This window comes from Diaphorobacter nitroreducens (genome assembly GCF_002214645.1).
Taxonomy (GTDB): domain Bacteria; phylum Pseudomonadota; class Gammaproteobacteria; order Burkholderiales; family Burkholderiaceae_C; genus Diaphorobacter; species Diaphorobacter nitroreducens.
The window spans coordinates 1,727,657-1,752,357 of sequence record NZ_CP016278.1; the positions used below are offsets into that span (position 1 = coordinate 1,727,657).

The window sequence follows — 24,701 nt, forward strand, 5'->3', positions numbered from 1 at the left end:
TATGGTCCATGGACCACATTTTTCAACCCGGCAGCATCTGCGCCCAGGTGTTAGCAACATGGCTCGCCGGGTGCATCATTCACGTGCTCTGCTCCCGGCGGCTCACGGCTTCAGGCGGTCTTGGCGGCCTCGCGATAAACCAGCAAGGGGGCCTTGTTCTCTTCGATGGTGGCCTCGTCCACCACCACCTTTTCCACGTTGGAGACGTTGGGCAAATCAAACATGGTGCCAATCAACGCTTGCTCAAGAATGGAGCGCAAGCCGCGGGCACCCGTCTTGCGTGCGATGGCTTTTCGCGCGATGGACTTCAACGCAGCGGGACGAATTTCCAGCTCAACGCCTTCCATCCCCAGCAACTTGCTGTACTGCTTGACCAAGGCGTTTTTGGGCTCGGTGAGGATTTGCACCAGCGCGTCCTCGCTCAGTTCGGCCAGGGCTGTGACCACGGGCATGCGACCCACCAACTCTGGAATCAGGCCGAATTTGATGAGGTCCTCAGGCTCGATATCCTGAAACACCTCGGTCAAAGAACGCTGCTTTTTGCTACGCACTGCCGCGCCAAAGCCAATACCGGAAGCTTCAGTACGGTTCTCAATGACCTTTTCCAGCCCAGCAAACGCACCACCACAAATGAACAGAATGTTGGTGGTATCGATCTGCAGAAAATCCTGATTGGGATGCTTGCGTCCACCTTGTGGAGGCACGCTCGCCATGGTCCCCTCGATGAGCTTGAGCAGCGCTTGCTGCACACCTTCACCTGAGACATCCCGCGTAATACTGGGGTTGTCGGATTTGCGCGAAATTTTGTCGATTTCGTCGATGTAGACAATGCCCCGCTGGGCACGTTCCACATCGTAGTTGCAGCTTTGCAGGAGTTTCTGGACGATGTTCTCCACGTCCTCTCCAACATAGCCGGCTTCCGTCAGCGTGGTGGCGTCAGCCATCACGAAAGGCACATCGAGCTGCCGCGCCAAGGTCTGCGCAAGCAACGTCTTGCCCGACCCCGTAGGGCCGATCAACAGGATGTTGCTCTTGGACAGTTCCACCTCGTCCTTACCGGCCTTGTCCTTGTGGCGCAGGCGCTTGTAGTGGTTATACACGGCGACGGCCAGCGTACGTTTGGCCTTTTCCTGGCCAATCACGTAATGATCGAGGTTTGTCTTGATTTCCGCAGGCGTAGGCAGATCTCCGCGGCCTTCGCGTCCGGCATCGCCGGTGGGCAGCTCATCACGGATGATCTCGTTGCACAGGTCAATGCACTCGTCGCAGATAAAGACCGACGGACCGGCGATCAGCTTCTTTACTTCGTGCTGGCTTTTACCGCAGAAAGAGCAGTAAAGGGTTTTTTCGCTGGAGGAGCCTTTTTTCTCGGCCATGGGGGCAATGCCTTATGACTGGGGATGTTGTCAAGATGATAACGAAATAAAAACGGCGTTTCCCACAGGGGGAAACGCCGCGCGCGCCGGCCCAAACTCAGGGGCGCTTGGCGATGACCTGGTCAACGATGCCGTAATCCTTGGCTTCGTCCGCGGTCATGAAATAGTCCCGCTCGGTATCCGCCTTCACCTTCTCGATGGGCTGTCCCGTGCGCTCCGCCAGGATGCGGTTCATCTGATCCTTGGTACGCAGAATGTCGCGGGCGTGGATCTCGATATCCGTCGCCTGTCCGCGGGCGCCGCCCAGCACCTGGTGGATCATGATTTTGGAGTTGGGCAGCGAATAGCGCTTGCCCTTGGCACCTGCAGCCAGCAGGAAAGCCCCCATGCTCGCCGCAAAGCCGCAGCACAGCGTGGACACATCCGGCTTGATGAATTGCATGGTGTCATAGATGGCCATGCCCGCCGTCACGCTGCCCCCCGGGGAGTTGATGTAGAACGAAATATCCTTGTCCGGGTTCTCGCTCTCAAGGAACAGCAGCTGCGCAACCACCAGGTTGGCAGTCTGGTCATTGACCTCACCCACCAGGAAGATCACGCGCTCCTTCAACAGGCGCGAATAAATGTCGTAGGACCGCTCGCCGCGGCCGGACTGCTCAATGACCATGGGGATCATGCCCAGGGCTTGCGTTTCCAATGCGCTCATACGTTTCTCCAGTCAGGCGGATACTGTACCCAGAAATGAATTGGGGCTTGTGCCGCAAAGCACAAGCCCCGCCGGGTTTCGTCCTCACCCCTGGGTCAAAGCCCGGGGCAAGGGCCAGCTACTCAGGCCTGGCCCATCAGTTCATCGAAGGACACGGCCTTGTCGTTCACCTTGGCCTGGCCCAGCACGAAGTCGGTCACATTGTTCTCGATGACCACGGCTTCCACCTCAGCCAGGCGATTGCGGTCGCTGAAGTACCAGCGCACCACGTCCTCAGGCTTCTCGTAGCTGGCGGCCAGCTCGTCCACGTGGGCCTTCAGCTGCTCCGGCTTGGCCTGCAGGTTATTGGCACGCACGAGTTCGGCGACCACCAGGCCCAGGCGCACGCGGCGCTCGGCCTGAGGGCGGAACACGTCCTCGGGGATTTCGGCCTTGTCGGCGTCCTTGATGCCGCGCTGCTTGAGGTCGGCGCGTGCAGCTTCCAGCAGGCGGGCAATTTCAGCCTGCACGCTGGCGTTAGGCAGATCCAATTCCGCTTTGGACACCAGAGCGTCCATCACGGCTTGCTTGTTGCGGGCCAGCAGGCGGAATTTGACTTCGCGCTCCAGGTTCTTCTTGATGTCGGCGCGCAAGCCTTCCACCGTGCCGTCGGCAATGCCGAGCGACTTGGCCAGTTGCTCATTCACTTCGGGCAGGTGGGCCGCTTCGATCTTCTTGACGGTGACCATGAAGTCGGCCGTCTTGCCAGCCACGTCCTTGCCGTGGTAGTCCTCGGGGAAGGCCAGGGGGAAGGTCTTGCTCTCGCCCGACTTCATGCCGCGCACTGCGTCTTCGAATTCCTTGAGCATCTGGCCTTCGCCCACCAGGAATTGGAAGTCCTCGGCCTTGCCGCCCTGGAAGGGCTCGCCGTCGATCTTGCCCTCGAAATCCACCGTCACGCGATCGCCGTCTTCAGCAGCAGCGGCCAGGGCACGCTGCGCGAAGGTACGGCGCTGCTTGCGCAGGATGTCCACGGTCTTGTCGATGGCGCTGTCGGTCACTTCGGCGGAGAGCTTCTCGACTTCCGCGGTGGACAGATCGCCGATCTTGACCTCTGGGAACACCTCGAACACGGCGTCGAAAGTCACTTCGCCTTCAGGCGCGCCATCCTTCTCCGTGATGCGCGGCTGGCCTGCCACGCGCAGGTTGGCTTCATTGGCGGCCTGTGCAAACGCCTCGCCCACCTTGTCGTTCAGCACTTCGTATTGCACCGAATAGCCGTAACGCTGAGCCACTACGCTCATGGGGACCTTGCCGGGACGGAAACCATCCATCTTCACCGTACGGGCCAGGCGCTTGAGGCGCGCGTCCACTTCGGTCTGGATCGTGGTCAGGGGCAAGCTCAGCGTGATCTTGCGCTCAAGCTTTTCAAGGGTTTCAACAGTTACGGCCATGGTTGTTCCTAGTGTCTGGATGTGGACCGTGCCGACTTGCAGTGCAAGCCTGCACCACGTTCCGCCAAAGTCTCACGTTGGTGCGCGGGGGGCGGCTCGTCACTTGAATAAAATCAACAACTTAGCCCCTCTGCGCGGGAATTGCGCGGGATGCACACGTGTGCACCGCTCCCGGCAAAACACGCGATTATATCGAGCGGCCCAGCGACGATTCCATGGCCTATGTCCCGAGAACTGGCATGGCCCTCAGTAATTCGGGCGAAATCGCCAACATAAAGTCCAGCGACTTCTCGGGCGGCGCATCCAGCCAAGCGTCATAGCTCGCCTCAGGCAGCACGACGATCATTCGCTTTTCCTTGCCCGGCTGGTGGTACTGGTTGAGCAGCGGGTGATCGTCGGCGTTGATCGTGAGCATCGTGTAGCTCACGATCTCCTGGCCATCCGACCCCGTGAACACATCCCACAGGCCCGCGACCCCCATCACACCGCCGTCAGCTCGCGTGAAGCGGGTTGCGACGGCCTTGCCCGTGCGCCAATCTGGTTCGTAGAACGCCTCAGCGGGGATGATGCAGTGCTGCCCCATGCGCCACGCGTGTGCAAACGTGTGCTTCGTGCGGGCCGTCTCGCTGCGGGCGTTGAACGTGGACAGCTTGAGCGCGATCGACAGGTCGGTGGTCTTTGCCGACACCAGGCCCCAACGCCCCACCACCAGCTCCACGGGGCGCACACCCATATCGCCCGGCGTGGGCTTCCACCCCAGCGGCCGGCGCGCGAAGACGCCAGACTTGCGCGGCCACATGTCCTGCAGCACCTCGGGTGGCAGCGCCGTAATGCCCGGCATGAACTTGAGGCGTTCTCGCGCGGGGATCTGGTAGTGGCTGCACATGGGCGCAGGATAGTCCCGGCGCGCAATCGGTGCCAGTCAGCCGGGTTCCTGATTTATACTGGATAAATGCACAGTATTACCGCGCGCCCTGCCCTCGCCCAGCCGCCAGCCTTGCTGCCGCTGGCCGACGCCAGTGTGCGTGCAGGCTTCCCATCCCCTGCGGCCGACTTTGGCGAGACGCGCATCGACCTGATGGCCGAGCTGATCACCCACCCGCAGGCCACCTTTCTGCTGCGCGTGCGAGGTCTGTCGATGGTGGACGCGGGCCTGGGCGATGGCGACACGATCATCGTGGACCGCGCGATCAAGCCTGCCAACGGGCATATCGTGGTGGCCGTGGTGGATGGCGAGTTCACCGTGAAGCACCTGCAGATGCGCGCCGGCCGCGTGAAGCTGAAAGCCGCCAACCCCACCTTTCCCGACATCGTGCCCAAGGATGGGCAGACGATCGAGGTGTGGGGCGTGGTGACGGCCTGCATCAAACAATTCCGCTGAGGGCACGCGCCAGTGCACACGTATGTACGCCCTCGTCGATGGCAACAACTTCTATGTGAGCTGTGAGCGGGTCTTTCGGCCGTCGCTGAACGGGCGGCCGGTTGTGGTGCTGAGCAACAACGACGGCTGCGCCGTGGCCCGCAGCAACGAGGCCAAGGCCCTGGGCATCGCCATGGGGGCGCCGTGGTTTCAGATCCGCCACCTGGAGGAAACCGCCGGCCTGGTCGGACTATCAGCCAACTTCGTGCTGTACGGCGACATGAGCGACCGCATGATGAGTCTGGCCGCAGGCCTGGGCCCTACGCAAGAGATCTACAGCATCGACGAGAGCTTCATTGGCCTGCACGGCGTGCGGGGCGACCTTACCCGGCGGGCCCATGCCATCCGCGCGCGCATCCTGCGCTGGACGGGCATTCCCTGCGGCGTGGGAATTGGTCCGACAAAGACCCTGGCCAAGCTGGCCAACCACATCGCCAAGACCGCCGAGCGCAAGCCCGGCAGCTACCCCGCCGACCTGGCCCAGGTGTGCAATCTGGCCGCCCTGCCCGCCCAGGACCTGGACGACGTGCTGCGCGCCACCGCGGTGGGCGAGGTGTGGGGCGTGGGCCGCCGCATCGGCGCGCAGCTGGTGGAGGCCGGCATCTGCAACGTATTGGACCTGGCACGCATGGACCCGGCCACGGTGCGCCGGCGCTGGAATGTGACGCTGGAGCGCACTGTGCGCGAGCTGCAGGGCATGCCCTGCGTGCAGCTGGAGGACGCGCCCGCGCCCAAGAAAGAGATCGCGTGCACCCGATCTTTCGGCCGCCCGGTGACAGACCTGGCGCCGCTACTGGAGGCCGTGAGCGAGTTCGCCAGCCGCGCAGCCGAGAAGCTACGCGACCAGGGAAGCCTCTGCGCCAGGCTGCTGGTGTTCGCCCACACATCACCCCACCGGCCGGGGCCACGCTTCAACCGCTCCACGGTGGTGCCGCTGCGCCGCCCCACGGCCGACACCAACCAGCTGGTGCAGGCGGCAGTGAATGGCATGCGCTACATCTACCTGCCCGGCTACCAGCTCATCAAGGCCGGCGTGATGCTGCTGGAGCTGCAGGGCAACGATGTGCACCAGGGCGAGCTGGATCTGGAGCCCGAGGCAGGCCGCGATCGCTCCCAACTGATGACCGCGCTGGACGCGATCAATGGGCGCTACGGCAAGGGGACGCTACACGTGGGAGCGACTGGCGCCACCGAGCAGGAGCGGACCTGGGGGATGCGGCAAGAGCGGAGGACGCCGCGTTACACGACGCGTTGGGAGGAGGTGCCGGTGGCGAAGGCCTAGCGCTTTCTCTTTGGAAGCGTGAGATACCAAACCCCTTCAACGAAAGCGGTGCGACGACATCAAGTTGCTGCATTGCAACCGCGCGTAAACACACCTTGCGTACCGAAAAATGCGGACAGCAACGACCAAATTCAGCGCCCATTGCGCCCCACCCAAGGGGCGCAACCCAGCCTCCAGCGCAGCGCAGGCCAAGGCCGTTCTGCGGTCGTACACCACCAGCGTACCGCTGTCGCGGCGCTGGCCAGCGAGCAAGTTGGCGTACGTGCTGCGATTCACACCCAGGGCCGCGGCCCCGGTGTCATACGTGTAGCCCATGCGCTCATGCCACAGCAATGCACTAGCGCAAGCATTATTTTTTGAGCGATGCCCCTAATTTCTTTGACCTCTTTTCCGCCCGCTATCAACTACAAAAACTTAGTGTGATTCATCGCGCCAAGGCGCGGCAAAAAAGAACCCATCCGCATCCGCTATCCTCGCCGGCACCATGCCCCCTCTACTTGGCTCAATACGCAACGTTTTCTGGCGCCTCTCCATGCTCGGGCTGGCGCGCGGACCGCACATCACGCGGTACTCGATGTACCGCACGCTGGCGGGCGTCCCGCTGCCCGCGCGTCGCGGGTCCGTGTTGTCTATCAGTGGATCTGATCGGCTGTGCGACGTGATGGGCATCGAGCCCACGGCCATCACGAAAGCAGACTACCCCGAGCACAACATGCTTGATCTGCAATTCGCACACGAGTCTTTTGACTTCGTGCTGTCAGATCAAGTACTGGAACACGTAGCTGGCGACCCGCAGCGCGCGATCGATGAATGCCACCGCGTGCTCAAGCCGGGCGGCATAGCGATTCACACGACGTGCTTCATCAACCCCGTTCACGGCGCGCCGAGCGACTACTGGCGCTTCACGCCTGCGGCGCTGGAGCTGCTGGCCAGCAAGCACAGGCGCATTCTGAGCGTGGGCGGCTGGGGCAATTTCGAGGCGTGGCTACACATGCGCGACGGCCTGCGCTGGATCGGCATTCCACACGCGACGTGGCACCCGCTGCACCGCGCGGCGACGCGCAATGACCCGGAGTGGCCCATCGTCACGTGGGTCGTTGCAGAAAAATAAGCGCCCACGCGGTGGGGCGCGATGCTCAGTCGATACGCGGCGGCGGCACTGAGTCGTCGCGCGGCATGGACTCACGCACAGCCCTGTCTCGCAGTGCCTGCTCCAGCTCGCGCTGCTCTCGCCGCAGGCGCTCGGCGAGTTGCTTCACAGCTTTACGGCTGGCCGTCCTCAGCGGCTTTAGCTCTCGCATCCTCGATGTCCAGGATCTGATTGAGCTGCCCGCTCACGGCCGCGTAGCGGGCGCGGCAGAGTGCGATGTGCTCGGCTGCGTCGCGCTCGCTGGCGTAGCCTGCAGCCGCGTCGTCGGCAGGTCCGGCAGCGGCTGGGGGCGCACTCGCAGCGTCGCCGGCAGCGGCTCGCACGTCCACACCTGAGGCGGGTTTGCCAATGGCGTTGAGCATGCCGACAGTGCCAGCATCGAGGCAGCGGCGATCAGAGAGTTTTGCAATGCGCGCACGGGCGTCTCCCAGTTGAGTGTTGAGTGCGGCCAATGCGGCCGCATGTTCGCCGGCCGCGCGGTCTGCGGTGGCGCGCTGCTCGCGCGCTTGCGCGTCGCGGCGCTCGCGGGCCTGGGCTTCGGCCTGCTGGCGCTGCTGGTCGGCGGCCGCGGTGTTGGCCTGCCAGCGCCATTCCTGCACGCGCCAGGCGCCGGCGCCGGCGATCGCGGCGGCCACCAGGGCGGTGGCGGCATAGGTGTAAAGACGATCGATCATCGGCCTGCCTCCCCAATCAAACCCGCGCTGAAATGCCCGTCCCTACCCCACTGCGCACACAGCTCGCGCGTGGCATCGCGGCGATCCACCAGGCCCGGTAGGCGCGTGCGTTGGCCCGCCACCGTGCCGTACACCCAGCGCTGCATCTGCTCGCACGCGCCGGCCAGGTCGCCAGCGTTGGCCCTGGCCAGCAGCGTGCTGCCTTCCACCGCAGGGGCGCCCACGTTGTAGAGCATGTCGAGAATCGACGCCTTCACCCAGGCGTTGTAGTCGCCCCAGTGCGTGAACATGCGCGCCGCATCTTTGCGCGCCGCACGGTAGCGCGACAGCTCCATGCGCTTGCAGTCGTCTGGCGTGTAGTAGCGGCCCGGCACCACGTCGGGCCCAGTGACACCGTTGCACACCGTCCAGGGCTGGCCGCGGCCGATCTTGTCAACGTACGGCGTGCCGATGTGCCTGCCGCCGCTCTCGAAGTGCGCGCCCAGCTCCCACGCCAGCATGACCTCTGGCGGGTCTTGTCCAGCGTAGTGCGTGGCCGCTGCGCCGGCGGCGGCCGTGGTGATGGCCAGCGCTGCATTGATGAGGCGCTTGCGAAGTAGAGCTTTCATTTCGGGCTCACCCCCGCTTTGACAGCCGACCACAGACCCAGTAGCGCGATGCCCAGGCTGATGATCGTCACCAGCGGTTTTGCAATGCGCGCGATCCAGTTCAGCACTTTGATGGCCCCCTGCGCGGCGTGGTATGCGGCCACCAGTTCGCTGGTGCTCTCCGCCACCGCCTTCGTTGCTGCCGTGTTGTCCTGCAGGTCCGCGCGCAGGGCAGACACATCGCCCTCGATGCGCTGCATGCGGGCATCTCCATCGTCCAGGCGAGCGCTGATGCTGCGCACGACGTGCGGTCCGATTGCGTTGCCGAAGTCGTCTTGCATGTGTTTCCCTCCCTTGGTTTTCGATCAGCGGGCGCTATCCTTTGCGGACGACGAGCTGATCCATGTAGCCCGCGTACTGCCGCCCCGTGGTAGACGGATCAACTCCGATGCGCAGCGCGTTCGTGCTGTCGGCAATCGCGGATGCGAGAACCGCGGAGCTAGCTACAACCGCGTCATTAATCAACAGCTGGAACTGGCCGGACACCCGTCGGTACTCGACCCGCTGCCACGCATTGAGCATCAGCGTGCCGCCGGTGATGTCGCTCATCGTTGTGCCTGCCGCAGGGCCCCATGAGAGCCCGCGCAGCGCGGTGCCGGACAACAGGAAAAAGATGCCTGCGTCCGATCCGGAGCTCGCGCGGTTGGTCACGAGAATGCGCAGCCCAGACAGTGCCGTGGGGTACACCGCGGCTTTGACGGAGAAGTCCCCCGCGCCGAAGTTGAAGTCCGCACTCGCCGGGGTAGTCAGGTAGTCTGATGTTCCGCCCGGAAAGTACCCCGACGATGCGCCGCTGTACGCCTGCGCCGTGGACAGCACCACCGCACCGGAGCGCGAAATGGGCTTGCCGTACGTGTCCACGATGGTCGTGGACCCATCGGCCCCGTCGAACTCCAGCCGCAACACTTCTCCGCTGGCCGACGCCGCGGGCCTGGGCACTGCGCCCAGCGATGCAGGAAGGGCCATCATGCTGCGGTGTCTCCGCACAGCACATACTCCGCCGCCGTGCCGCCAGCGTTGGTGCGCACGTGCAGCGTGGCCATCGCCCACTGCCCCGCCAGCTTGGCGTGGCCCTGGCGGTTGCGCAACGTGGCGCCTACAGCAGCGCTGCATGTCACCTGGCCGGCGCCGGCCTGCACCAGCGTACAGCACCAGCCCACGGGCAGGTTGTTGGGCAACGTGAGCGTGATGGCGGAGGCATTCGACAGATCGATCACCTTGCCGGCGTCACCGGCCTGCGCGGCGTATGCCGTGCCGGTCTGAGCGTTGCGGTGCGCGCGGTAGCCGCTGATTTCGTCAACGTCGGACACCAACACGCCGCTGCCCTGCAGCGTCTTGCCGCCCGCGCCGTCGAATCGCGGCAGCGCGTTGTCCGTAGACGCAGCGGGCCCCGTCACATCACCAGTTCCCGATCCGCCCACGCCGGCGATGGATTGCCGGTGGTCTTCGTATCCCGTGACCGCTGCGGTTCCCGTGGTCACTTTGTACAAGCGCACGTTCTCGGGCGCGTCCCAGTCCGCCAATAACGTGCTGGCGCTCACCACGCCCGTGGTGCGGCTGGCCACCACGTAGTTTGTGGTGCTGGGTGTGAGCACCACCGTGCCGTTGGCGATCAACGCATTGCCAAATCGCCCGCCCACGTAGCCCCAGGTAAGCAGCGTGGTGGTGCGCGCGTCCCGGCCGTACAGCATCGCCGGGCTGGCCGCGTCGAAGTTCTCGTTAATGAGGTCCACGGCGTTGCTGCCCGCCGCGATCTGTTGAAGTGGGGATGCCTGGTCTGCCATCAGATACTCGCCGGTTGACCGCGCCCGACGGACGCGGAGAGTTGATAGATGCGCGCCGCCACGGTGGTGACTGGCGCGCCGAAGTCCGCCACCTGGTCGGCCTGCGTGTAGTTCACCGCCGGTGTGCTGGCGGTCAGCGTGCGCACCACCACCGCGCCGTTGAGAATGTCCACTTCGTAGGCCTCAACGGCCTCCGCCAGCGGCAGCACGCCCAGCAGCACGTTGCTCACGTACCTGCTGCGCCGGCCCCAGGTGATGGCAATGTCTCCGCTGGCCTGCAGCAGCTGGCGCGCACCCACGGGCGACAGCGGCCGCAGGCCCTGCCATGTGGGCGTGATGGTCACCACGGTGCCGCTGTCGGCCCGCGCGCCCAGCGTGGTGCCGGTGTACGTGCGCGGCAGGCCGATCTCGGCCAGGTTGCCCACGTCGCGCTGCATGCCGTTGCCGTCCAGCGCGACGAAGCGGTCGCCCGCGGCGTGCGTGCCGCGCAGGTGCTCAGTGCCCAGCCGCCCTCGCGCCAGTCCGCTCACGCGGTAGACGCCATCGGCGAGCAGCTGGGCGCGCTGGTACTGCACGATCTCCCATCGCCCAGGTGCGCCGATGGCGGCATAGTTCAGCGTGCTGCCGGCCATTTCCGCATGCGTGATGCTCACCAGCTGGTCGCCCGGGTTGACAGTCACCGTGAGTGCGTTGCTCTCATCGATGAGCAGGCTCTGCCAGTCCGTCATGGCTTCAGCCACGACACCCATGGCCGCACCGGTTGTCACGGCGCCCAACTGCACGCCGTCGCGCGCCAGCAGGTAGCCGGGCCAGCGCCCGCGCAGGCCGTCGCCGGCGACGTAGACACCGGGGTTATCGTCGCGGTCGCGCAGCAGCGGTATGTCGAGCACTGCAAGGTCCGTGGCTGCCAGCGGCACCACGGTGTAGTCGCCGTCGTAGTCATCGCCGGTGATGCCCAGCTCGCGCAGCACGCGTGCGTCATCTGTCACCAGGTCCAGCGATCGCACGCCGGCGGAGTCGCCCACTTTGATGACCCGCGCGCGGTGTCCCAGTCCTGCGCTGTCGTTGATCACCACCACGTCGGTGGGCTCCAGCGCGGCATAGCGCGCATCCAGCGCCGTGCGCAGCGTGCGCGCGGCCAGGGTCTGGTCCAGCACCGCGGTGTCGGCAATAGCCTTGGCCGCTGCGGGCGTGAGGCCCATGGCCAGCTGCACATTGCTGACGGCCGTGGAGTCCGTCGTGAGTCGGTCGCTTACCTCGTTGCCCTGCTGATACGCGTTGGACAGATTGAGATACGTGACGTTGACCTGGCTCGGCAGCTCCAGATCGTTGGCCTCTTCCACTGACAGCAGCGCTTCTGCGCCCGTGTGCGCGTACGGAATGGTGGCCACCGGCGCGCCGCCGCGGCGGCGGAAGTACAGCTTGTCGCTCTCCACACACTCGAAGTAGTACGCCGTGGCCAGCTGCTGGAGGACTGACGCGATGCTGGCTGGCTGGATCGCCATGGCATGCACCCACTGGGCCTGCAGCGCCGCAGCATCGATCAGCGATGCATCAATGCCGCTGCGCACGCACAGCGCTCGCACTACGTCGTCCAGTCGCTCAGGCTCTTGCAGCGCACGCGCGCGGGAACCGACCTCGATGTCGGCATAGATGACTTCGGAGGTCTCGGAGAAGATCGCCGTCTCGTCCACGGTGTAAGAGATCGCATCGACAGAAAACGCTGGCGTAGCCACCGTCCCCGAAGCCACCACGGTGGCACCGCTGCTGATGGTCCATTCGGCAATCTCCGCCGCGCCGTCCACAGCAGCCTCCACGCGGTACCACACGCCCATCTCCAGCGTGGCCGCCGCAATGGATGCGCGGCCAGGACCCACTGCGATGGTGGAGCGGCCCGCCGCATCCACCGACAGCTCACGCCGCGCATTGAACGAGAACACCCGCGTGGCGCCGCTGTACAGCTCCAGGATGCCCGCATCATCGTTGCGCGGGTTCGTCACACACACGTCGAACGCAATGCGCGCGGCAGCGGTGATGGGGATGGCCTTGCGGATGCGGCCCACCTGCGTGTTGTACCGTGAGCGGCACAACAGGCCCGTGCCCGTGGGGATGGATGCAAGCTCAAAGTCCGCCAGCGAGCCGCTTTGCAACACGTAGCCGAAGCTCTCGATGTCCGTGGCCTGGCTGTAGTCCTCGCGGTACGCATCGGAGCTGCCTGCGACGCCGCGCGTAAAAATCTCGAACGTCAGGTTGGGTAGCTGCCCGCCGTTGCCAAGCTGCAGTCCCTCCAGCATCAGCGTGCCGCGCCCGCGGTATGCCGGCGCATTGCCGGCGCCCACGGCGGCCTCATACGTGGGGTCTGGCAGCTGGTCTTGTGCACCCGTGTGCACACGCATGGCGCGCCAGCTCGTGGCGTCTTCACTCGCCGAGATCGTGTCATCGTCGGACTCGTCCGCAGAGGACCACACCAGCGCGCCGCTGGACCAGATGCGGCGCACACCCACGATGGGGTTGTCGCTCAGCATGATGAGCAGATCGATCTCGTACGAGTACGTTGTCATCTCCGCGCCGCCGCCCTTGCCCTGGCGCGTTGTGGTGGCGATCTCGCGCTTGTCGCTGGCCCACACCACCGTGCCCGCGACACGTGGGTGCGCCACGATGTAGGGAATGGGCGCGCCGTATTCGCTGGCCGTCACCTTAAGGTCCGTGAGGCGCGGGCCGCTGCTTTTTTGCGTGGGGGCGAACATGCCGCCAATGGCTGCACCGATGGCCCAGCCGAGCTGCGGCGCGCCGAACATGCCGCCCACCACCGCGCCGGCAACCCCCAGAACTAGCTGCGCCATGCGCCCTCCTCGGGCAGCGCGTAGGCCGCCACAAATTGCATGTTGTTGTCCAGCAGCAGGCGTGTCTCCACGACGCCGCGCCCCACCATTGCGTGGATGATGGAAAGCCCGCCGTGCAGGTAGTCGCCCACGATGCCGATGTGCTGCGGATGCCGGCCGAAGCGCACCACCACGCAGCTACCCGGGGCCATCTGCGCACGCGCAATGCGGCGCATATACTGGTCGCTCCAGGCCAAGAAAGACCACCCGTCGGGCTGTCGCGCATAGCCTTCGATGTCGAAGCCTGGCGCCACGCGATCCAGCTCGCGCGCCACGCCGATCACCAGCCCGGCGCAGTCCACGCCCACGCCTTTGGCACGCGCCTGGTGGTGGTAGGGGGTGCCCAGCCAGGTGCGCGCGCAGGCCACCACGGCGCTCATGCGCCGCTGCCCGCCGCGGGGTACGCGGTGAGCGCATCAATGCCGGGGATGTGTGGCTCGCCTCCAAAATTCAGCACGTTGGCGAACGTGTCGCGGCAGTCCTGCAGGCGCTTGCGACACCCCGCAATGGCGGTGAACGCATCGCCCACCGCGGCAGGGAACGGCAGCGGCGTGGCCAGCGTGAAGGTGTTGCCCGCGAACGCGCGCACCTTGCGCGAAACGCCGGCATTGAGACCGCTGGTGAAGGCGATCACGCCATCGGTGTAGTAGTCGTCCACCGCAGCCAGGCCGGTGATGGTGTAGCGGTCGGGCGCCGTGGCCACCACGCCCAGGTGCGTGAGCGGCGCCAGGTCTACGGTGCAGCGCGCGTCCCCCAGGCGCCACCGGCATGTCTGCGTGGTGTAGCTGCCCACCTGCTGCTGCAGCGCCTGGCGCAGACTGCGCAGCTCCACGGTGACGGCCTCTGCGCGCAAGCGCGACTCACCCAGCCAGCCACGCTTGAGCACGTTGCGGCCCATGGCCACGTCGGCCCAGTTGTACTCGAACAGCTCGAAGCGGCCACCCTGCCACAGGCCCGCGATGAACGAGTCGCGCGTGAGCAGCGTGTCGTCGGGGAACACAGTCAGCTCCAAGTTGTCCACCGCAAAGCCCGCGGCAGAGGACACGTTGGAGATCTCCAGGCCGGGCGCGGCGAGGTAGCGCACACCATCGATCACCGCGTCCCGGTCGGCCGAGGTGAACGCGAAGACGGCGCCATCCTTGCGATCGATGCGCAGCGCCGTGGCCACGGTGGTGCTGCCGCTCTGGTAGTGCGCGAGCAGCGGCGCGGAAAGGGCCTTCATGGAATGCGAATCTCCGTGAGCTGCAGCGAGGCCCATGACAGGAACAGGCCCTTGCTGCTGGACTTGTTGACCACTTCCACGTCCATCAGGTCTTCAGCGAACTCGACCGGCACGTCGAACTCGCCCACCCACGCGGTGGGCGCGCCCCCGGTGACGATGCCGGTGGTGTAGTCAAGCACCCCGCCACCCGTCAGGGTGACCGTGCCGGGCACCGGCTTGGCTATGGGCCGCGTGAACGTGCGCACGCCGTACGTGTAGGCGCGCGCGAGCTGCTTGAGGCCGTCGTCGCGCGTGATGATCACGCCCTTGCCAGCGGTCACGCGGTAGTCGCTCCAGTCTTTGAAGCGAAAGCCGTCATAGCCGCCGTACACGTTGTAGAAGAACGCGCGCACGGCCTCGAAGTCGGCTTCGCTCTGCACCGCCTGCGCTGCCTGGTAGGACTGCAGCGGGTACTGCCAGTTGCGCTGCTTGGCACCGAAGCCGTTTTGCGCCGTGGTGCGCGTGGTGCTGAAGCGCGGCCCGCCCGTGACGCCGAAGCGAATGCACTCCGGGAAGCGCTCTTCAAAGAATGCCATGAGGCATCTCCCTTTCTTTACGCCGTGCCGCGCGCGATGGCGCGGTTGGTGGCCGCGTACACGGTGGCTGCGATCTGGCTTTGCGTGCGGGCATCCACCTGCCCCTGCAGGTGGATGTTGACGGTCTGCGCCATGCTCGCGCCGCCGGCGTTTGGCGTGATGCGCCCACCACGGCCGCCAGCCATCAAATAGGTCTTGCCGCCCTGGCTGTACAGCTCGGGGCCCTGCTCGTTCACTTCGTAGAACTTGCCGGGGCTCACCGCGCCGCCCACCGCCTTGCCACCGCCGAACAGGCTGGCGAAGAAGCCACCGATGCCGCCCCCGCCACCGCTGCCACCGAAGAGGCCGCTGAACAGCGAGGTGGCCAGGTCGTTGGCAACCATGCGCGAGATCTGCTGCACCACGGAGTCGGCGAAGCTCTGCATCGCTTCCTTCGCGGACTTCGTTCCGCTGATGAAGTCCGCGAACGCATCGCCGAAGCTGCCCGACACGATGGTGTCGAACTTCTGCGCCACCAGGTCCGATTCAGCGCGCAGCTTTTCCCACGCGGCGCGGGCCTGCTCGGCCTGCAGAACAAGGCGCGGGTTGTCGCTGGCGCGGGCGATGGCTTCGAGCGCAAGCACCTCTGCCTCTTGCTGCGCCACGGCCGCGCGGCGGGCCTCGGTGATCTGCTGCAGCGCTGTCAGCTCGCCGATCGCACCCAGGTTGCGCGCGGTGTTGACGCGCTCTTCCTGGATCTGCAGGCGTGCAACGATGTCGCTGCTGTCCTGCTGGCGCTGGTTGTAGTCGGCCTGCGCCACGGTGAGCTGCCGCAGGCGATCGAGCTGGGCCAGGCCCTGCGTGTCGCCCTGCGCCGTGAGGCGGTCGCGCAGGTCAGCATTGCTGGCGTCAAAGCGCATCTGCGCGGCCTGGCCGCTCAAACCGATCATCTCCAAAATAGATGCGTTGACGCCCTCCATGCTGCGCTTGAGGCCGTCGTAGGCCTTGGCCTCGTCAGCCGCAAGGGTGATGGCTTCGGTAGCGGCGTCGCGCTGCAGCTTGGCCTTGCGCTGCAGCAGGTCGTTGATCTTGCCCTGCGCGGACTCGCGTTCGCTGGCCTTTGCGGCCGTGGACTGGTAAGCCTGCAGCTTGGCGATCTCGGCATCCAGCACGCGGGTTTGTTCATCCAGCGCTTCTTGCGCAGCGGCGCGGCGCGCGCTGTAGTAGTCGGCGAACGAGATGAGGTTCTGGCCGTTGACCAGGTCCAGCATCTTGTTGCGATCGCGCAGCAGCTCTTCCTCGGTCTTGTACGCGTTCTCCAGCAGCTTGAGATCGTTGTCCAGCTGGCGCTTGAGCGGGTCATCGCCGCCGCCTGCGGACTTGCCCGATGGCGAGGTGTAGCGCAGCGGCTTGGGCGCTGCGCCGGGCGTGGTGGCACCAGAGGTGCCAGGGGCATTCAGACGGTCCTGCAGACGCTTGGAGAACAGCGGCGAATTGAGCAGTCCATCCATGTCGCTCATCCACTCGCGGCCGATGCGCATGGCGCCCTTGAGGTCGCCTTGTGCGACGGCTGCGGCCTGCGCTGCGGCGGCGCCGATGGTCTTGCCGATGCCGGAGAACACACGCGCCACGCCATCGCCTGCATCCACGATGAAGCCCAGGGCCTCGACCGCATTGCGCGAGAAATCTTTGATGGCCGTGCTGTTCTTGAGGTTCTGCGTTTTCTCGTCCAGACCCAGCGTCTCTTTGATCGCATCCGTCAGCGCTCCCGTGAAGGCGCCCACGGCGGGCACGCTCTCTGCAACGATGATCTGGCCCAGGGCCGACAGCTCGCTTCTCTGGCGCGCGATGCGCTTGCTGAATTCGTCGGCCGCGGCGATCTGGTCTTCAGTCAGACGCACGTTCAGGCCCTGTTGCTCGGCCTGGTCTTTCAAGAACGGAATCAGCTCTGCGCCAGACTTGCCGAACAGCGCCACGGCCACGGCGGTCTTGCTCGCGCCGTCTTCGTACTCTGCCAGCGAGCGCGCGATCTCATCCAGTTGCGCCACGGGCGAGAGCTTGCGGAAGTTCTCGCTCTCGATGCCGATGGCCTTCAGCGCGGCCACGGTGCCCTTGGCTTCATCGTCGGTCTTGGAGAGTGACGCTGTGAGCTTGACCGATGCGCCGGCGACGGTCTCCATGGCCGTGCCAGACAGGTCGGCAGCGAGCTGCAGCGCGGACACGTTGGATGCCGTGTCGCCGATTTTGTCGGCGAGGTCCTGGAAGCCCGCGATGGAATCCACCTGGTTGCTGATGAGCGCCAACGCTCCTGCGCCGGTGAGGCCCAGCGCCGCCAGGCCGGCGGTGGCCAGGCCCGCAGCTTTGACTATGCCGCCGCCCAGGGCCTCGCCAAAGCGGCGCGCACGCAGCTCGGACTTGTTCAGGCCGCTGTCGAACTCAGCGGCATCCAGGCCGAGGAAGACGGTGAGGTTTCCAAGTCCGCCGGTTGCCATGTGTCATTCCTCTCGTTTTCTGCCTTGGCCCAGGCGCCGCAGGCCGGTGCCGGCAATCGATGCCACGGCCTCTGCGGCCTCGTTCAACGTGGCGCGCTGGTCGGCGCGTGGGTCGAACAGATCGAAGTCCTGTGCGGTGTGCTTGTTGCCGTTGACTTGTGCCAGCACGCTGGTGAGCTGCGCCAGCAGTAGCTCCAGCCGGCGCGGCCACAACGGCTTGCCGCGGGCCAGCCACATGCGGAACTCGGCCTCGGGCATGGCGCCGATGGAGGCTAGGGGGAGCCCCAAGGCCTCGGCCAGGTCCAGCTTGGCCAGCTCGCGCGGCGTCAGCCGTTTCCCGCTTCGTCCTGGCCTATTGCGCCGCTGGAATTACGCTCGGCGGCGGCCAGCACCTGGCGCAGCTCGGACCACGGCAGCGTGGCGATGGCGGCCACGTCGCTCTTCGACTCGGGATCGAAGATCAGCGTGCCGGATGCATCGCACAGCACGCGGGCCGCACCGCGTGCGATGCGCTGCTTGTCGCTGGGGTCGGCCTTGGCTTCGTCCACCTCGGCCACGGTGAGCACGCGCACCCACACGCGCCCCCACGACGGCGTGTCCACCGGAACGGGCTTCGGCGAAGCGCTTGCGAGGATGCGCGCGCGCAGATCGGCAGCGGTATCGGTCTTGCTCATGCGGCATCCAGTACGAAGATTTCACCCGTCAGGCGCAGCGTGGCGGAGCCCGTCCACAGGGCGCCGTTGGAGCCCTGGAAGCTGGTCTGCTGCACGCGCCCGATCATCACGATCGTGCCGCCGTCCTTGGGCAGCGTGAGGCGCACCACCACTTCCTCGCCCGACACCTTGGCGGCACGCATGGCGGCTTGCACGAGCGTGTGGGGCGCGAAGTTGTAGTCCAGCGTGATGGTGCCGCTGTCGCCCAGGCCCTGCTCGAATTCCTTGGCAGTGGAGCAGATGGAGGTGGCATCGATCTCATCGGCCGTGCCGTCCTGCTGATTGGCGCCAGTCAGCTCGCAGAATGCGCTGTACGTGAGGGGCGCCAGCGTGCCACCGCTGGTGTACGCGGTGTAGCCCGCGGAGTTGATGTTGGCCGCCTCGAACGTGTCCGCGATGGGATTGTCCACCACCACCAGCTGGTCGTTAATTTCCGTCATGCCGACGACGGCCGCGACGCGTGCAACTGCGCCGAGCGTGAGGCCATGGCCCACCGCTGTGAAGACGGCAGGGTCGGCCTGCGTGATGCCCGTGATGGGCTTGGTGACGGCATCCACGCCGGTGGATACCTGCAGGGTAGAGCCCTGGAACTTGTAGCGCTTGCCAGCAGACATGGCGACGTCCTTTCAGGAAAAGAAAAAGCCGCCTCGGTGGGCGGCTGGTGGTGGGTGATGAGTGCGATCAGTTGGACTGGTACACGAGGTAGTCCAGCGAGCAGCGGAGCGTTTTGGTATCCGCGTCGAATTCGTCGCGCTGGCCGTCCAGCACGAAGGTGGCGCCCAACGCCTGCATGGCGGCGAGTAGCTGTGCGCGCAGGGCGAGGAATGCGGCCTCGCCCTTGCCGTAGGCATCTGCGAGATCGATCTGCACGCGGTAGTCGGCCGCGTCATCGCCGCCGTCGCCGCAGATGCTGGGCGCGGTGGTGAGCGAGGCGAACACAAAGCGCGCCGCGGGCCAGGGCGGCAGCGCGCCGTCGGGCTGCAGGAAGGTGCGCGCATAGCAACGCCCGCCGACCAGCGGGCCGACGGCCTGCACGATCTGCTGGGATACGCTGAGCTGGCTCATTTACCGGTCCTCTGTGCGCGCTCGATGCGCTTGCGCAGGCGCTCTGTGATGGCCTGCAGGGCTTCACCCTTGCCCTCGTCAAACGCGGGCCGCACGAAGGGCTGCGGCTGCCGCTTGACGGTGCCGAACTCCTGCAGCGCGCCCACGCGGCTGGCGTAACCGTGCTTGCGCTTGCCGCGCACGGCGACTACGTGTTCGCTGGTGAGCCTGCGCTGCGACTTGGGCACCTGCTTGGCCACGATCTGCTTGGGCAGGTTGCCGCGCGGCACGTGCTGTCCCTCGACTTCGTAGTCTTCGTCTGCGATGGGCGCGTTCTGCTGCGCCCGCTTGCGGATGACGCGCGCGCCGGCGCCGGTGGCGGCCACGGCCACTTTCTTGGAAATGTCGGAGCCCAAGGAACGCATGGCGGCGCCGAGCTGGCGCAGGCCATCTACACGCACGGTTGTCTTAGCCATCGTTCGCCCCCGAGTTGCACGTGATCTCCACCTCGCGATGGCGGGATTTGAGGTCTGCCGGCGGGCGGACGATGTTGTAGATGACGGCGCCGTGGATGATGCGGTCCTTCGCGGTGATGGCCGCGATATCAGTAGTCCAGCGCGTGGTAATGCGCGTGTCCATGTCGGCCACCAGCTGGTTGGCGCGCATGGCTTCGCGGCCGCCTATGGGCTCGACGTAGGCCCAGAACTCCACCAGCGTTACCCACTGCGACACGACGCCGCCAGCGCCGTCTGGCACCTGCTGCACGCGCTGGGCGATAACCCAGTTTCGGTATTTGCCAGCAGCCACGGCCTACCCTCCCCAGCCCACGCGATCGGGCAGCAAAAAGAACTCTGCGCCTAGCGGAACTTCGACCATCGATACGCCGCGCGCTACGCTCTCGCGGTTCTCATCAAGATGGTTCAGCAGCAATCGCAATGCGGTCTTGATGTTCTCATTGATGACGATGCCACGCTGCACGTAGCCAGCGTCCGACAAGGCCTGCCGATATTGCTCATACGCAGTGCAGCGCAGCCATTCGGCCACATCAGGATCGGTGGCTGCATCTGCGGCAGCAAGGCCAACTGCTTTGGCATCAGCGGCCGCCTCAAGTGCAGCCGGAACCCCCGCCAGCGCAGACTGCAGTGCGGTGGCGCTTTCATAAATATTCCGGTTGAGGAACTTCACCGCAATAGCTTCAGCGCCGCGCAGGTAGGGCTCAATTTGTTCGGCTGGGTAAGTGGGGCCCACCTTCAGGTGGGCGCGCGCCTCATCAAGGGTGAGCAGGCTCATGGCGGAGGCCTCAGGGCGTGGGATTGATGTCAGCGTTGCCGGAGCCCTGACCGTCTTGGCTTGCGGCGGCTGGATCGGCAGCAGGCGCGGCGGCCAAGGCGCCTGCGGACGGGGCGGCAGGATCAGCCAGCGCCACCGCCGCGGTATTGCCGCCCGGAGCGGCGACATAAGAGGCTGCGGGCGCCGGTGCGTGGGCCGGTGCTTTGGGCGCGCGCGGCGCCTTCGGCTCGCGCTTTGCCTGCTCCGATTTGAGCGTCTTGGCCTGGCCGCCGGGTTTGCCGCCATCGTTCGACTGGCTACCGACTATGACGCAGAGCCGCTTCTTCTGCAGTTGCTCGGCATGCTGCGGGCTGACCTCGAAGAACTCACCCGGGCGGCGGGTGCCGTTGTGCTCGAAACTGGTGAGCGCTTCGACTCTGACTTGGGACATGGAGTACTCCAGTGGAAGGGATAAACGGGAAATGAAACAGGGCAGTGCATACGTATGCACTGCCCCGCCCTGGCGTTCTGCCGCGGATTACGGCGTGACCAGCAGGCCCTTCACGAACGCTTCGGGACGGAACACGGTGAGGGCGATGCGCTCTTCGCAGAGGATCGTCACCATGTTCTTCACGAAGTTGTCGCGGTCCTGGTTGCTCACGGCGATGTTGGCGTCTTCGCGGTCCCACCCCATAGCCCCCATGCGGAAGGAACCAGTCAGGAAGTTGTTAACCGCGATCGCCGTGGTGGCCACTACCGGCCGGCCCCACAAAATGGGACTGGACACGCCTTGGGGGTTAGCGAACAGGTAGCCGCCCGTGGACTCCTTGAGCAGTTCGATCTCGGCCCAGTCAATGGGGTTCAGCACGATGCCATCGGCGGCGTACTCGGCCAGCTGCACCTGCAGCATGGCGATGCGCAGGCGGTCCACCGGTGTCTCACCGACCACCGTGACGCCCGGGTTTGCATACGCAGTGGCCTGGGTGTTGATGCCGTTGAGGTTGAGGCCGACGCCGGAGCCATTCAGCAGCTGGGCTTCTTCCTTCACCTTCAGGCCGTAAAGCAGCCGACCGTCGATGTAGGCCTGCAGCTGGGTCACATCGTCCAGGATCTGCTTGGACGCGCGGATGTAGTGCGCAATGGTGCGCACAGGCGCGCTGTCTTCCTCGAAAGTGATGTCGCTCTCGGGCTTGGGGTCGGCCGGGTTCTCATCCACAGGGCCGGCGTTGTTGGTGAAACCCAGCTCGCGCACGTACTCGATGGCATTGCTGGCGGCACGACCCCAGAACAGCAGATCACGCACGAACAGTCGTTGGTCCGGCGGGGCGATCACACCCGGCATGCGCTGCGGCACCACAAGGTTGCCGGCGGTGCCATTGCCAGCCAGGGCCGCGTGGATGCTCCCCACCTTCGTGGTGAAGCTGTTCGGGTTGGTGAAGTTGGTGTTCTTCAGTCCCTCGGCGTTGGCGAACTTCTCACCGAGTGACTGGGGTGCACCAGCTGCGCCGAGTGCGCCATCTTTGATCTTGGCGAGGATCTGTTCAGCCGCACGCTGCGCTGCCTGAAGCTCGCCCTGAGTTACCAGCAGCTCGTCCACCTTTTCTTTGGTTTCCTTGCTCATCTGGACGGCCTTGGCCGTCTCGGACTTGGCCTGCTCGGCGAAGGCTTTGAGCTGGTCGCCCACCTTCTCCAGGTCTGCGCTGACTTTCTTCAGATCGGCAGCGACGACTTCAGTATTGCCGAGCATCGCCAGGGCCGAGAGGCCGGCGAACACATCGGGATGGGCGCCGATGAACCCGGCGATATCAACGCCTACCGCTTGGGCGGCAATGGCGGCAACAGCCAGGGCGCAGATGCCCAGGGAGAACAGGGTACGGGAGATACGCATGGTGATGGTCTTTCAGAATGTAAGGATGTTTGTCAGCCGCGACGAAGCCGAGGACATGACACCTGGGACGTAGTCGGCCAGCTGGCCGCGCTCGGCGGGATCACCCTCGCCGCTGCCAGCGGGATCACCCGCGCCGGCCTTGAACTCGCTGATGAGGCGCATGGCCTCGGTCTTGGGCATGCCGGAGGCGCGCAGCGCGGCCTCGATGCGGCGGGCCGCGTGTGCATTGGCCTTGCCGTCACCCTTGCCGACCTGGTCGCTGGGCAGCAACTCGTCGGCCAGGCCGCGTTCGATAGCGTCGCTCCCACCGATCCAGGACTCGGCGTCCATCAGGCGTGCTGCTTCCTTTTCGCTCATGCCAGAGCGCGCCACGTAGATGTCGGCCATGGAGCGGTCGAACGGCTCCAACCAGTCGGCAATCTCGCGGAAGTCGAGGCGGTTGCCAGCGGCCACAACCCAGGCGTTATGCACCATGAAGAAAGCGGCCCGCGCGATCTGCACTTTGTCGCCCGCCATGGCAATGATGGATGCGGCCGAGGCAGCCAGGCCCACCACCTTGAGAGTCACTTCGCCCTCATGCTCGCGCAGCAGGTTGTAGATGGCCAGGCCCTCGAACATATCGCCGCCCGGGGAGTTGACGTTGACTGTGACGGGTCCTTTGCCAAGCGTACGCAGCGCCGAGGCTATGCGCTTGGCTGTGACACCTTCACCGGTCCAGTAGTCGTAACCGATCACGTCATAGACGCTGATGCTGCGGTCTTCCTCGTTCTCGGTAAGAGCGGCCCGCACCTCACGGTTCCAGCGATCGAACGCGCGGGGCGATATCTCGCTGCGCACGCTGGCACTGGGCCTGCCTGCGAGGGCGGCTGGTAGGGTTCGCAAACTCATGGTCTAGCCTTTCTGTGGCTCGTTGTCGTCCAAGCCGAGCAGCGCGCGGAGCGATGCCCGCACTTGCTGCGCGTCTGTGTTGGCGCCGATGGCGTCAAGCAGCGTCATCGCCGACTGGACGGTGAGCTGCGCGGCGTTACCGCCCATCGGTGGAAGGTCTTCCAGCTCGCGCACTTCGTCACGGGTCATGATCCCGCGGTCCACCAGCGCGCCGTAGAACGAGGCCCGAGCAGCGCTGTCTGCGCGCAGCAGGCCTTCCACGCTGAATTTGGCGTAGTACTTTGTGCGCTCGGCCGGCGTGAGAAGATCCTTGTTGATGGCCTGCTCGATGCGCTTGAGCCAAGTGCCCAGGGTGAAGGTCAGGAAGCCGATCATTTCCTGCTCCATCCCACTGCCCCACTTGGTGGCGCCCTGGGCAGAGTGACCGACCATCCAGGGCGGCACGCGGAACCATCGGCAGATTTCTTCCACGCTCCAGGACCGGGACTCCAGCAGCTGAACATCCTTCGGATTGATGCTGACCGTCTTAGCCTCGATCTCGCCCTCCAGCAGAGGAGCCTTGCCCTGTGCCAGAAGCCCGCCCACGTTTCTGTGAAACTCCTCGCGCTGCTCTGGCGTGAGCCACTTCTTGATGGTGTAGTAGAGGTTCTGGAGCGCGCCGTTGTTGAATGTCCGTCCGGCGGCGTTATCGGCCGCCAATGCGTTGCCGAACACTTTCGAGCCGTACTCAATCACGCTGATGCCGTTGCGCCCATCGAGCGAAAAGCCGGGGATGGTCCACACCTCGCTGTCGGGCAGGATGAGCAGGCTGCCGTCGTCGTCGCGGTACTGCCATTCCACTACGCGGCGGCCGATGCGCCGCCGAGGAGACAAGCATTCCGGGTCTAGGAACTGCAGTCCGACCAGTCGGCCGTTGAACATCAGGCGGCGAGCCCGACCGGCGCCGCGCGTGAGCATGGCGGCCACCATGCTTTCCCAGAAGACGCTGGCCGTGCTGTCATCGTTGGGAACGTCGTGCACGATGCCGTGCAAGGCATGTTCGGGCGCCAGGCGTTTGCCGCTGGGTGACCGGATATAGATACCCAGGGGCAGCGTGGAGATCGTCTCCGAGATCAGCCGCACGCAGGCCATGGCGGCCGACAGCTGCATCATGGACCGGTGCGAAATCGAATGGACTCCACCCAGCGCAACACCGAACACATGGGAGCTTCCAGCGGAATCGCTCAAACTCGCCGAGCGCCCAGTGAGCGCTCCAACTGCAGCCCGCACTCGGCCCA

The 24,701-nt window shown here is 65.4% G+C and carries 28 protein-coding genes; 3 read left to right on the forward strand and 25 right to left on the reverse strand.

Going from position 1 to position 24,701, the window contains the following annotated elements:
- Positions 1 to 110 precede the first annotated feature (110 nt).
- From clpX to BA022_RS08100, 4 genes are all read right to left on the reverse strand, one after another.
- Positions 111 to 1,376 carry an ATP-dependent Clp protease ATP-binding subunit ClpX gene (gene clpX / locus BA022_RS08085; RefSeq protein ID WP_088887118.1) on the reverse strand — a complete coding sequence of 422 codons (1,266 nt, stop codon included), beginning with the start codon at positions 1,374 to 1,376 and terminating at the stop codon, positions 111 to 113.
- Positions 1,377 to 1,473: 97 nt separating this feature from the next.
- Positions 1,474 to 2,082, reverse strand: coding sequence for an ATP-dependent Clp endopeptidase proteolytic subunit ClpP (clpP, locus tag BA022_RS08090; protein WP_015912823.1), 609 nt, complete (start codon positions 2,080 to 2,082; stop codon positions 1,474 to 1,476).
- Between the two features lie 122 nt (positions 2,083 to 2,204).
- The gene (gene tig / locus BA022_RS08095) at positions 2,205 to 3,515 is read right to left on the reverse strand and encodes a trigger factor (protein WP_011804640.1); all 1,311 of its coding nucleotides are present in this window, start codon (positions 3,513 to 3,515) and stop codon (positions 2,205 to 2,207) included.
- 220 nt (positions 3,516 to 3,735) lie between these two features.
- A complete protein-coding gene (locus tag BA022_RS08100) occupies positions 3,736 to 4,401 on the reverse strand; it encodes an SOS response-associated peptidase (RefSeq protein WP_088887119.1) in 666 nt (221 codons plus the stop codon).
- A 66-nt stretch (positions 4,402 to 4,467) separates the two neighbouring features.
- On the opposite strand from BA022_RS08100, the gene BA022_RS08105 reads away from it, so the two are divergent.
- The 3 genes from BA022_RS08105 (at position 4,468) to BA022_RS08120 (ending at position 7,328) form a co-directional block, all read left to right on the forward strand.
- A complete protein-coding gene (locus tag BA022_RS08105) occupies positions 4,468 to 4,896 on the forward strand; it encodes a LexA family protein (RefSeq protein WP_088887120.1) in 429 nt (142 codons plus the stop codon).
- Positions 4,897 to 4,918: 22 nt separating this feature from the next.
- Positions 4,919 to 6,217: a Y-family DNA polymerase gene (locus BA022_RS08110; protein ID WP_088887121.1), complete on the forward strand. Its 1,299-nt coding sequence runs from the start codon at positions 4,919 to 4,921 to the stop codon at positions 6,215 to 6,217.
- A 484-nt stretch (positions 6,218 to 6,701) separates the two neighbouring features.
- Positions 6,702 to 7,328 carry a class I SAM-dependent methyltransferase gene (locus BA022_RS08120; protein WP_088887123.1) on the forward strand — a complete coding sequence of 209 codons (627 nt, stop codon included), beginning with the start codon at positions 6,702 to 6,704 and terminating at the stop codon, positions 7,326 to 7,328.
- A gap of 152 nt (positions 7,329 to 7,480) precedes the next feature.
- Here the strand turns inward: BA022_RS08120 and BA022_RS08125 are convergent, their stop codons facing one another.
- The 21 genes from BA022_RS08125 to BA022_RS08220 all read right to left on the reverse strand — a co-directional run bounded on the left by BA022_RS08125 (position 7,481) and on the right by BA022_RS08220 (position 24,576).
- A complete protein-coding gene (locus tag BA022_RS08125) occupies positions 7,481 to 8,041 on the reverse strand; it encodes a hypothetical protein (RefSeq protein ID WP_088887124.1) in 561 nt (186 codons plus the stop codon).
- Entirely contained in the window at positions 8,038 to 8,649 is a 612-nt protein-coding gene (locus BA022_RS08130; protein ID WP_088887125.1) for a glycoside hydrolase family protein, read from the reverse strand. The genes BA022_RS08125 and BA022_RS08130 overlap by 4 nt, the downstream gene beginning before the upstream one ends.
- Positions 8,646 to 8,969: a hypothetical protein gene (locus BA022_RS08135; RefSeq protein WP_088887126.1), complete on the reverse strand. Its 324-nt coding sequence runs from the start codon at positions 8,967 to 8,969 to the stop codon at positions 8,646 to 8,648. The genes BA022_RS08130 and BA022_RS08135 overlap by 4 nt, the downstream gene beginning before the upstream one ends.
- A 34-nt stretch (positions 8,970 to 9,003) precedes the next feature.
- Complete coding sequence (locus tag BA022_RS08140) at positions 9,004 to 9,657, reverse strand: LamG-like jellyroll fold domain-containing protein (RefSeq protein ID WP_187306027.1); 654 nt, start codon at positions 9,655 to 9,657, stop codon at positions 9,004 to 9,006.
- Positions 9,654 to 10,472, reverse strand: a complete 819-nt coding sequence (locus BA022_RS19310) for a hypothetical protein (RefSeq protein WP_187306028.1) — start codon at positions 10,470 to 10,472, stop codon at positions 9,654 to 9,656. The genes BA022_RS08140 and BA022_RS19310 overlap by 4 nt, the downstream gene beginning before the upstream one ends.
- Complete coding sequence (locus tag BA022_RS08145; protein ID WP_088887128.1) at positions 10,472 to 13,315, reverse strand: phage tail protein; 2,844 nt, start codon at positions 13,313 to 13,315, stop codon at positions 10,472 to 10,474. Before BA022_RS08145 ends, BA022_RS19310 begins: the two co-directional genes overlap by 1 nt.
- Positions 13,303 to 13,734: an NlpC/P60 family protein gene (locus tag BA022_RS08150; RefSeq protein ID WP_088887129.1), complete on the reverse strand. Its 432-nt coding sequence runs from the start codon at positions 13,732 to 13,734 to the stop codon at positions 13,303 to 13,305. The genes BA022_RS08145 and BA022_RS08150 overlap by 13 nt, the downstream gene beginning before the upstream one ends.
- A complete protein-coding gene (locus tag BA022_RS08155; RefSeq protein ID WP_187306029.1) occupies positions 13,731 to 14,576 on the reverse strand; it encodes a DUF2163 domain-containing protein in 846 nt (281 codons plus the stop codon). Before BA022_RS08155 ends, BA022_RS08150 begins: the two co-directional genes overlap by 4 nt.
- A complete protein-coding gene (locus BA022_RS08160; protein WP_088887131.1) occupies positions 14,573 to 15,151 on the reverse strand; it encodes a DUF2460 domain-containing protein in 579 nt (192 codons plus the stop codon). Before BA022_RS08160 ends, BA022_RS08155 begins: the two co-directional genes overlap by 4 nt.
- Positions 15,152 to 15,168: 17 nt before the next feature.
- Complete coding sequence (locus BA022_RS08165; protein ID WP_088887132.1) at positions 15,169 to 17,622, reverse strand: hypothetical protein; 2,454 nt, start codon at positions 17,620 to 17,622, stop codon at positions 15,169 to 15,171.
- A 3-nt stretch (positions 17,623 to 17,625) separates the two neighbouring features.
- On the reverse strand, positions 17,626 to 17,910 hold the full coding sequence (locus BA022_RS08170; protein ID WP_228403749.1) for a phage tail assembly protein T: 285 nt from the start codon (positions 17,908 to 17,910) through the stop codon (positions 17,626 to 17,628).
- A gap of 38 nt (positions 17,911 to 17,948) precedes the next feature.
- On the reverse strand, positions 17,949 to 18,296 hold the full coding sequence (locus BA022_RS08175; RefSeq protein ID WP_088887134.1) for a hypothetical protein: 348 nt from the start codon (positions 18,294 to 18,296) through the stop codon (positions 17,949 to 17,951).
- Complete coding sequence (locus BA022_RS08180) at positions 18,293 to 18,949, reverse strand: phage tail tube protein (protein ID WP_088887135.1); 657 nt, start codon at positions 18,947 to 18,949, stop codon at positions 18,293 to 18,295. The genes BA022_RS08175 and BA022_RS08180 overlap by 4 nt, the downstream gene beginning before the upstream one ends.
- A 67-nt stretch (positions 18,950 to 19,016) precedes the next feature.
- Complete coding sequence (gene gp17, locus BA022_RS08185) at positions 19,017 to 19,400, reverse strand: tail completion protein gp17 (RefSeq protein ID WP_088887136.1); 384 nt, start codon at positions 19,398 to 19,400, stop codon at positions 19,017 to 19,019.
- Positions 19,397 to 19,855 (reverse strand): HK97-gp10 family putative phage morphogenesis protein, encoded by a 459-nt coding sequence (locus tag BA022_RS08190; RefSeq protein WP_088887137.1) that lies wholly within the window; start codon positions 19,853 to 19,855, stop codon positions 19,397 to 19,399. Before BA022_RS08190 ends, gp17 begins: the two co-directional genes overlap by 4 nt.
- The gene (locus tag BA022_RS08195) at positions 19,848 to 20,186 is read right to left on the reverse strand and encodes a phage head closure protein (protein WP_088887138.1); all 339 of its coding nucleotides are present in this window, start codon (positions 20,184 to 20,186) and stop codon (positions 19,848 to 19,850) included. The genes BA022_RS08190 and BA022_RS08195 overlap by 8 nt, the downstream gene beginning before the upstream one ends.
- Before the next feature lie 3 nt (positions 20,187 to 20,189).
- Positions 20,190 to 20,669, reverse strand: coding sequence for a head-tail connector protein (locus BA022_RS08200; RefSeq protein WP_088887139.1), 480 nt, complete (start codon positions 20,667 to 20,669; stop codon positions 20,190 to 20,192).
- A 10-nt stretch (positions 20,670 to 20,679) separates the two neighbouring features.
- Positions 20,680 to 21,099, reverse strand: coding sequence for a DUF7210 family protein (locus tag BA022_RS08205; RefSeq protein WP_088887140.1), 420 nt, complete (start codon positions 21,097 to 21,099; stop codon positions 20,680 to 20,682).
- An 87-nt stretch (positions 21,100 to 21,186) separates the two neighbouring features.
- Complete coding sequence (locus BA022_RS08210) at positions 21,187 to 22,536, reverse strand: phage major capsid protein (RefSeq protein WP_088887141.1); 1,350 nt, start codon at positions 22,534 to 22,536, stop codon at positions 21,187 to 21,189.
- Positions 22,537 to 22,548: 12 nt separating this feature from the next.
- The gene (locus tag BA022_RS08215) at positions 22,549 to 23,424 is read right to left on the reverse strand and encodes a head maturation protease, ClpP-related (protein WP_088887142.1); all 876 of its coding nucleotides are present in this window, start codon (positions 23,422 to 23,424) and stop codon (positions 22,549 to 22,551) included.
- 3 nt (positions 23,425 to 23,427) lie between these two features.
- Entirely contained in the window at positions 23,428 to 24,576 is a 1,149-nt protein-coding gene (locus BA022_RS08220; RefSeq protein WP_236884911.1) for a phage portal protein, read from the reverse strand.
- Positions 24,577 to 24,701 lie beyond the last annotated feature (125 nt).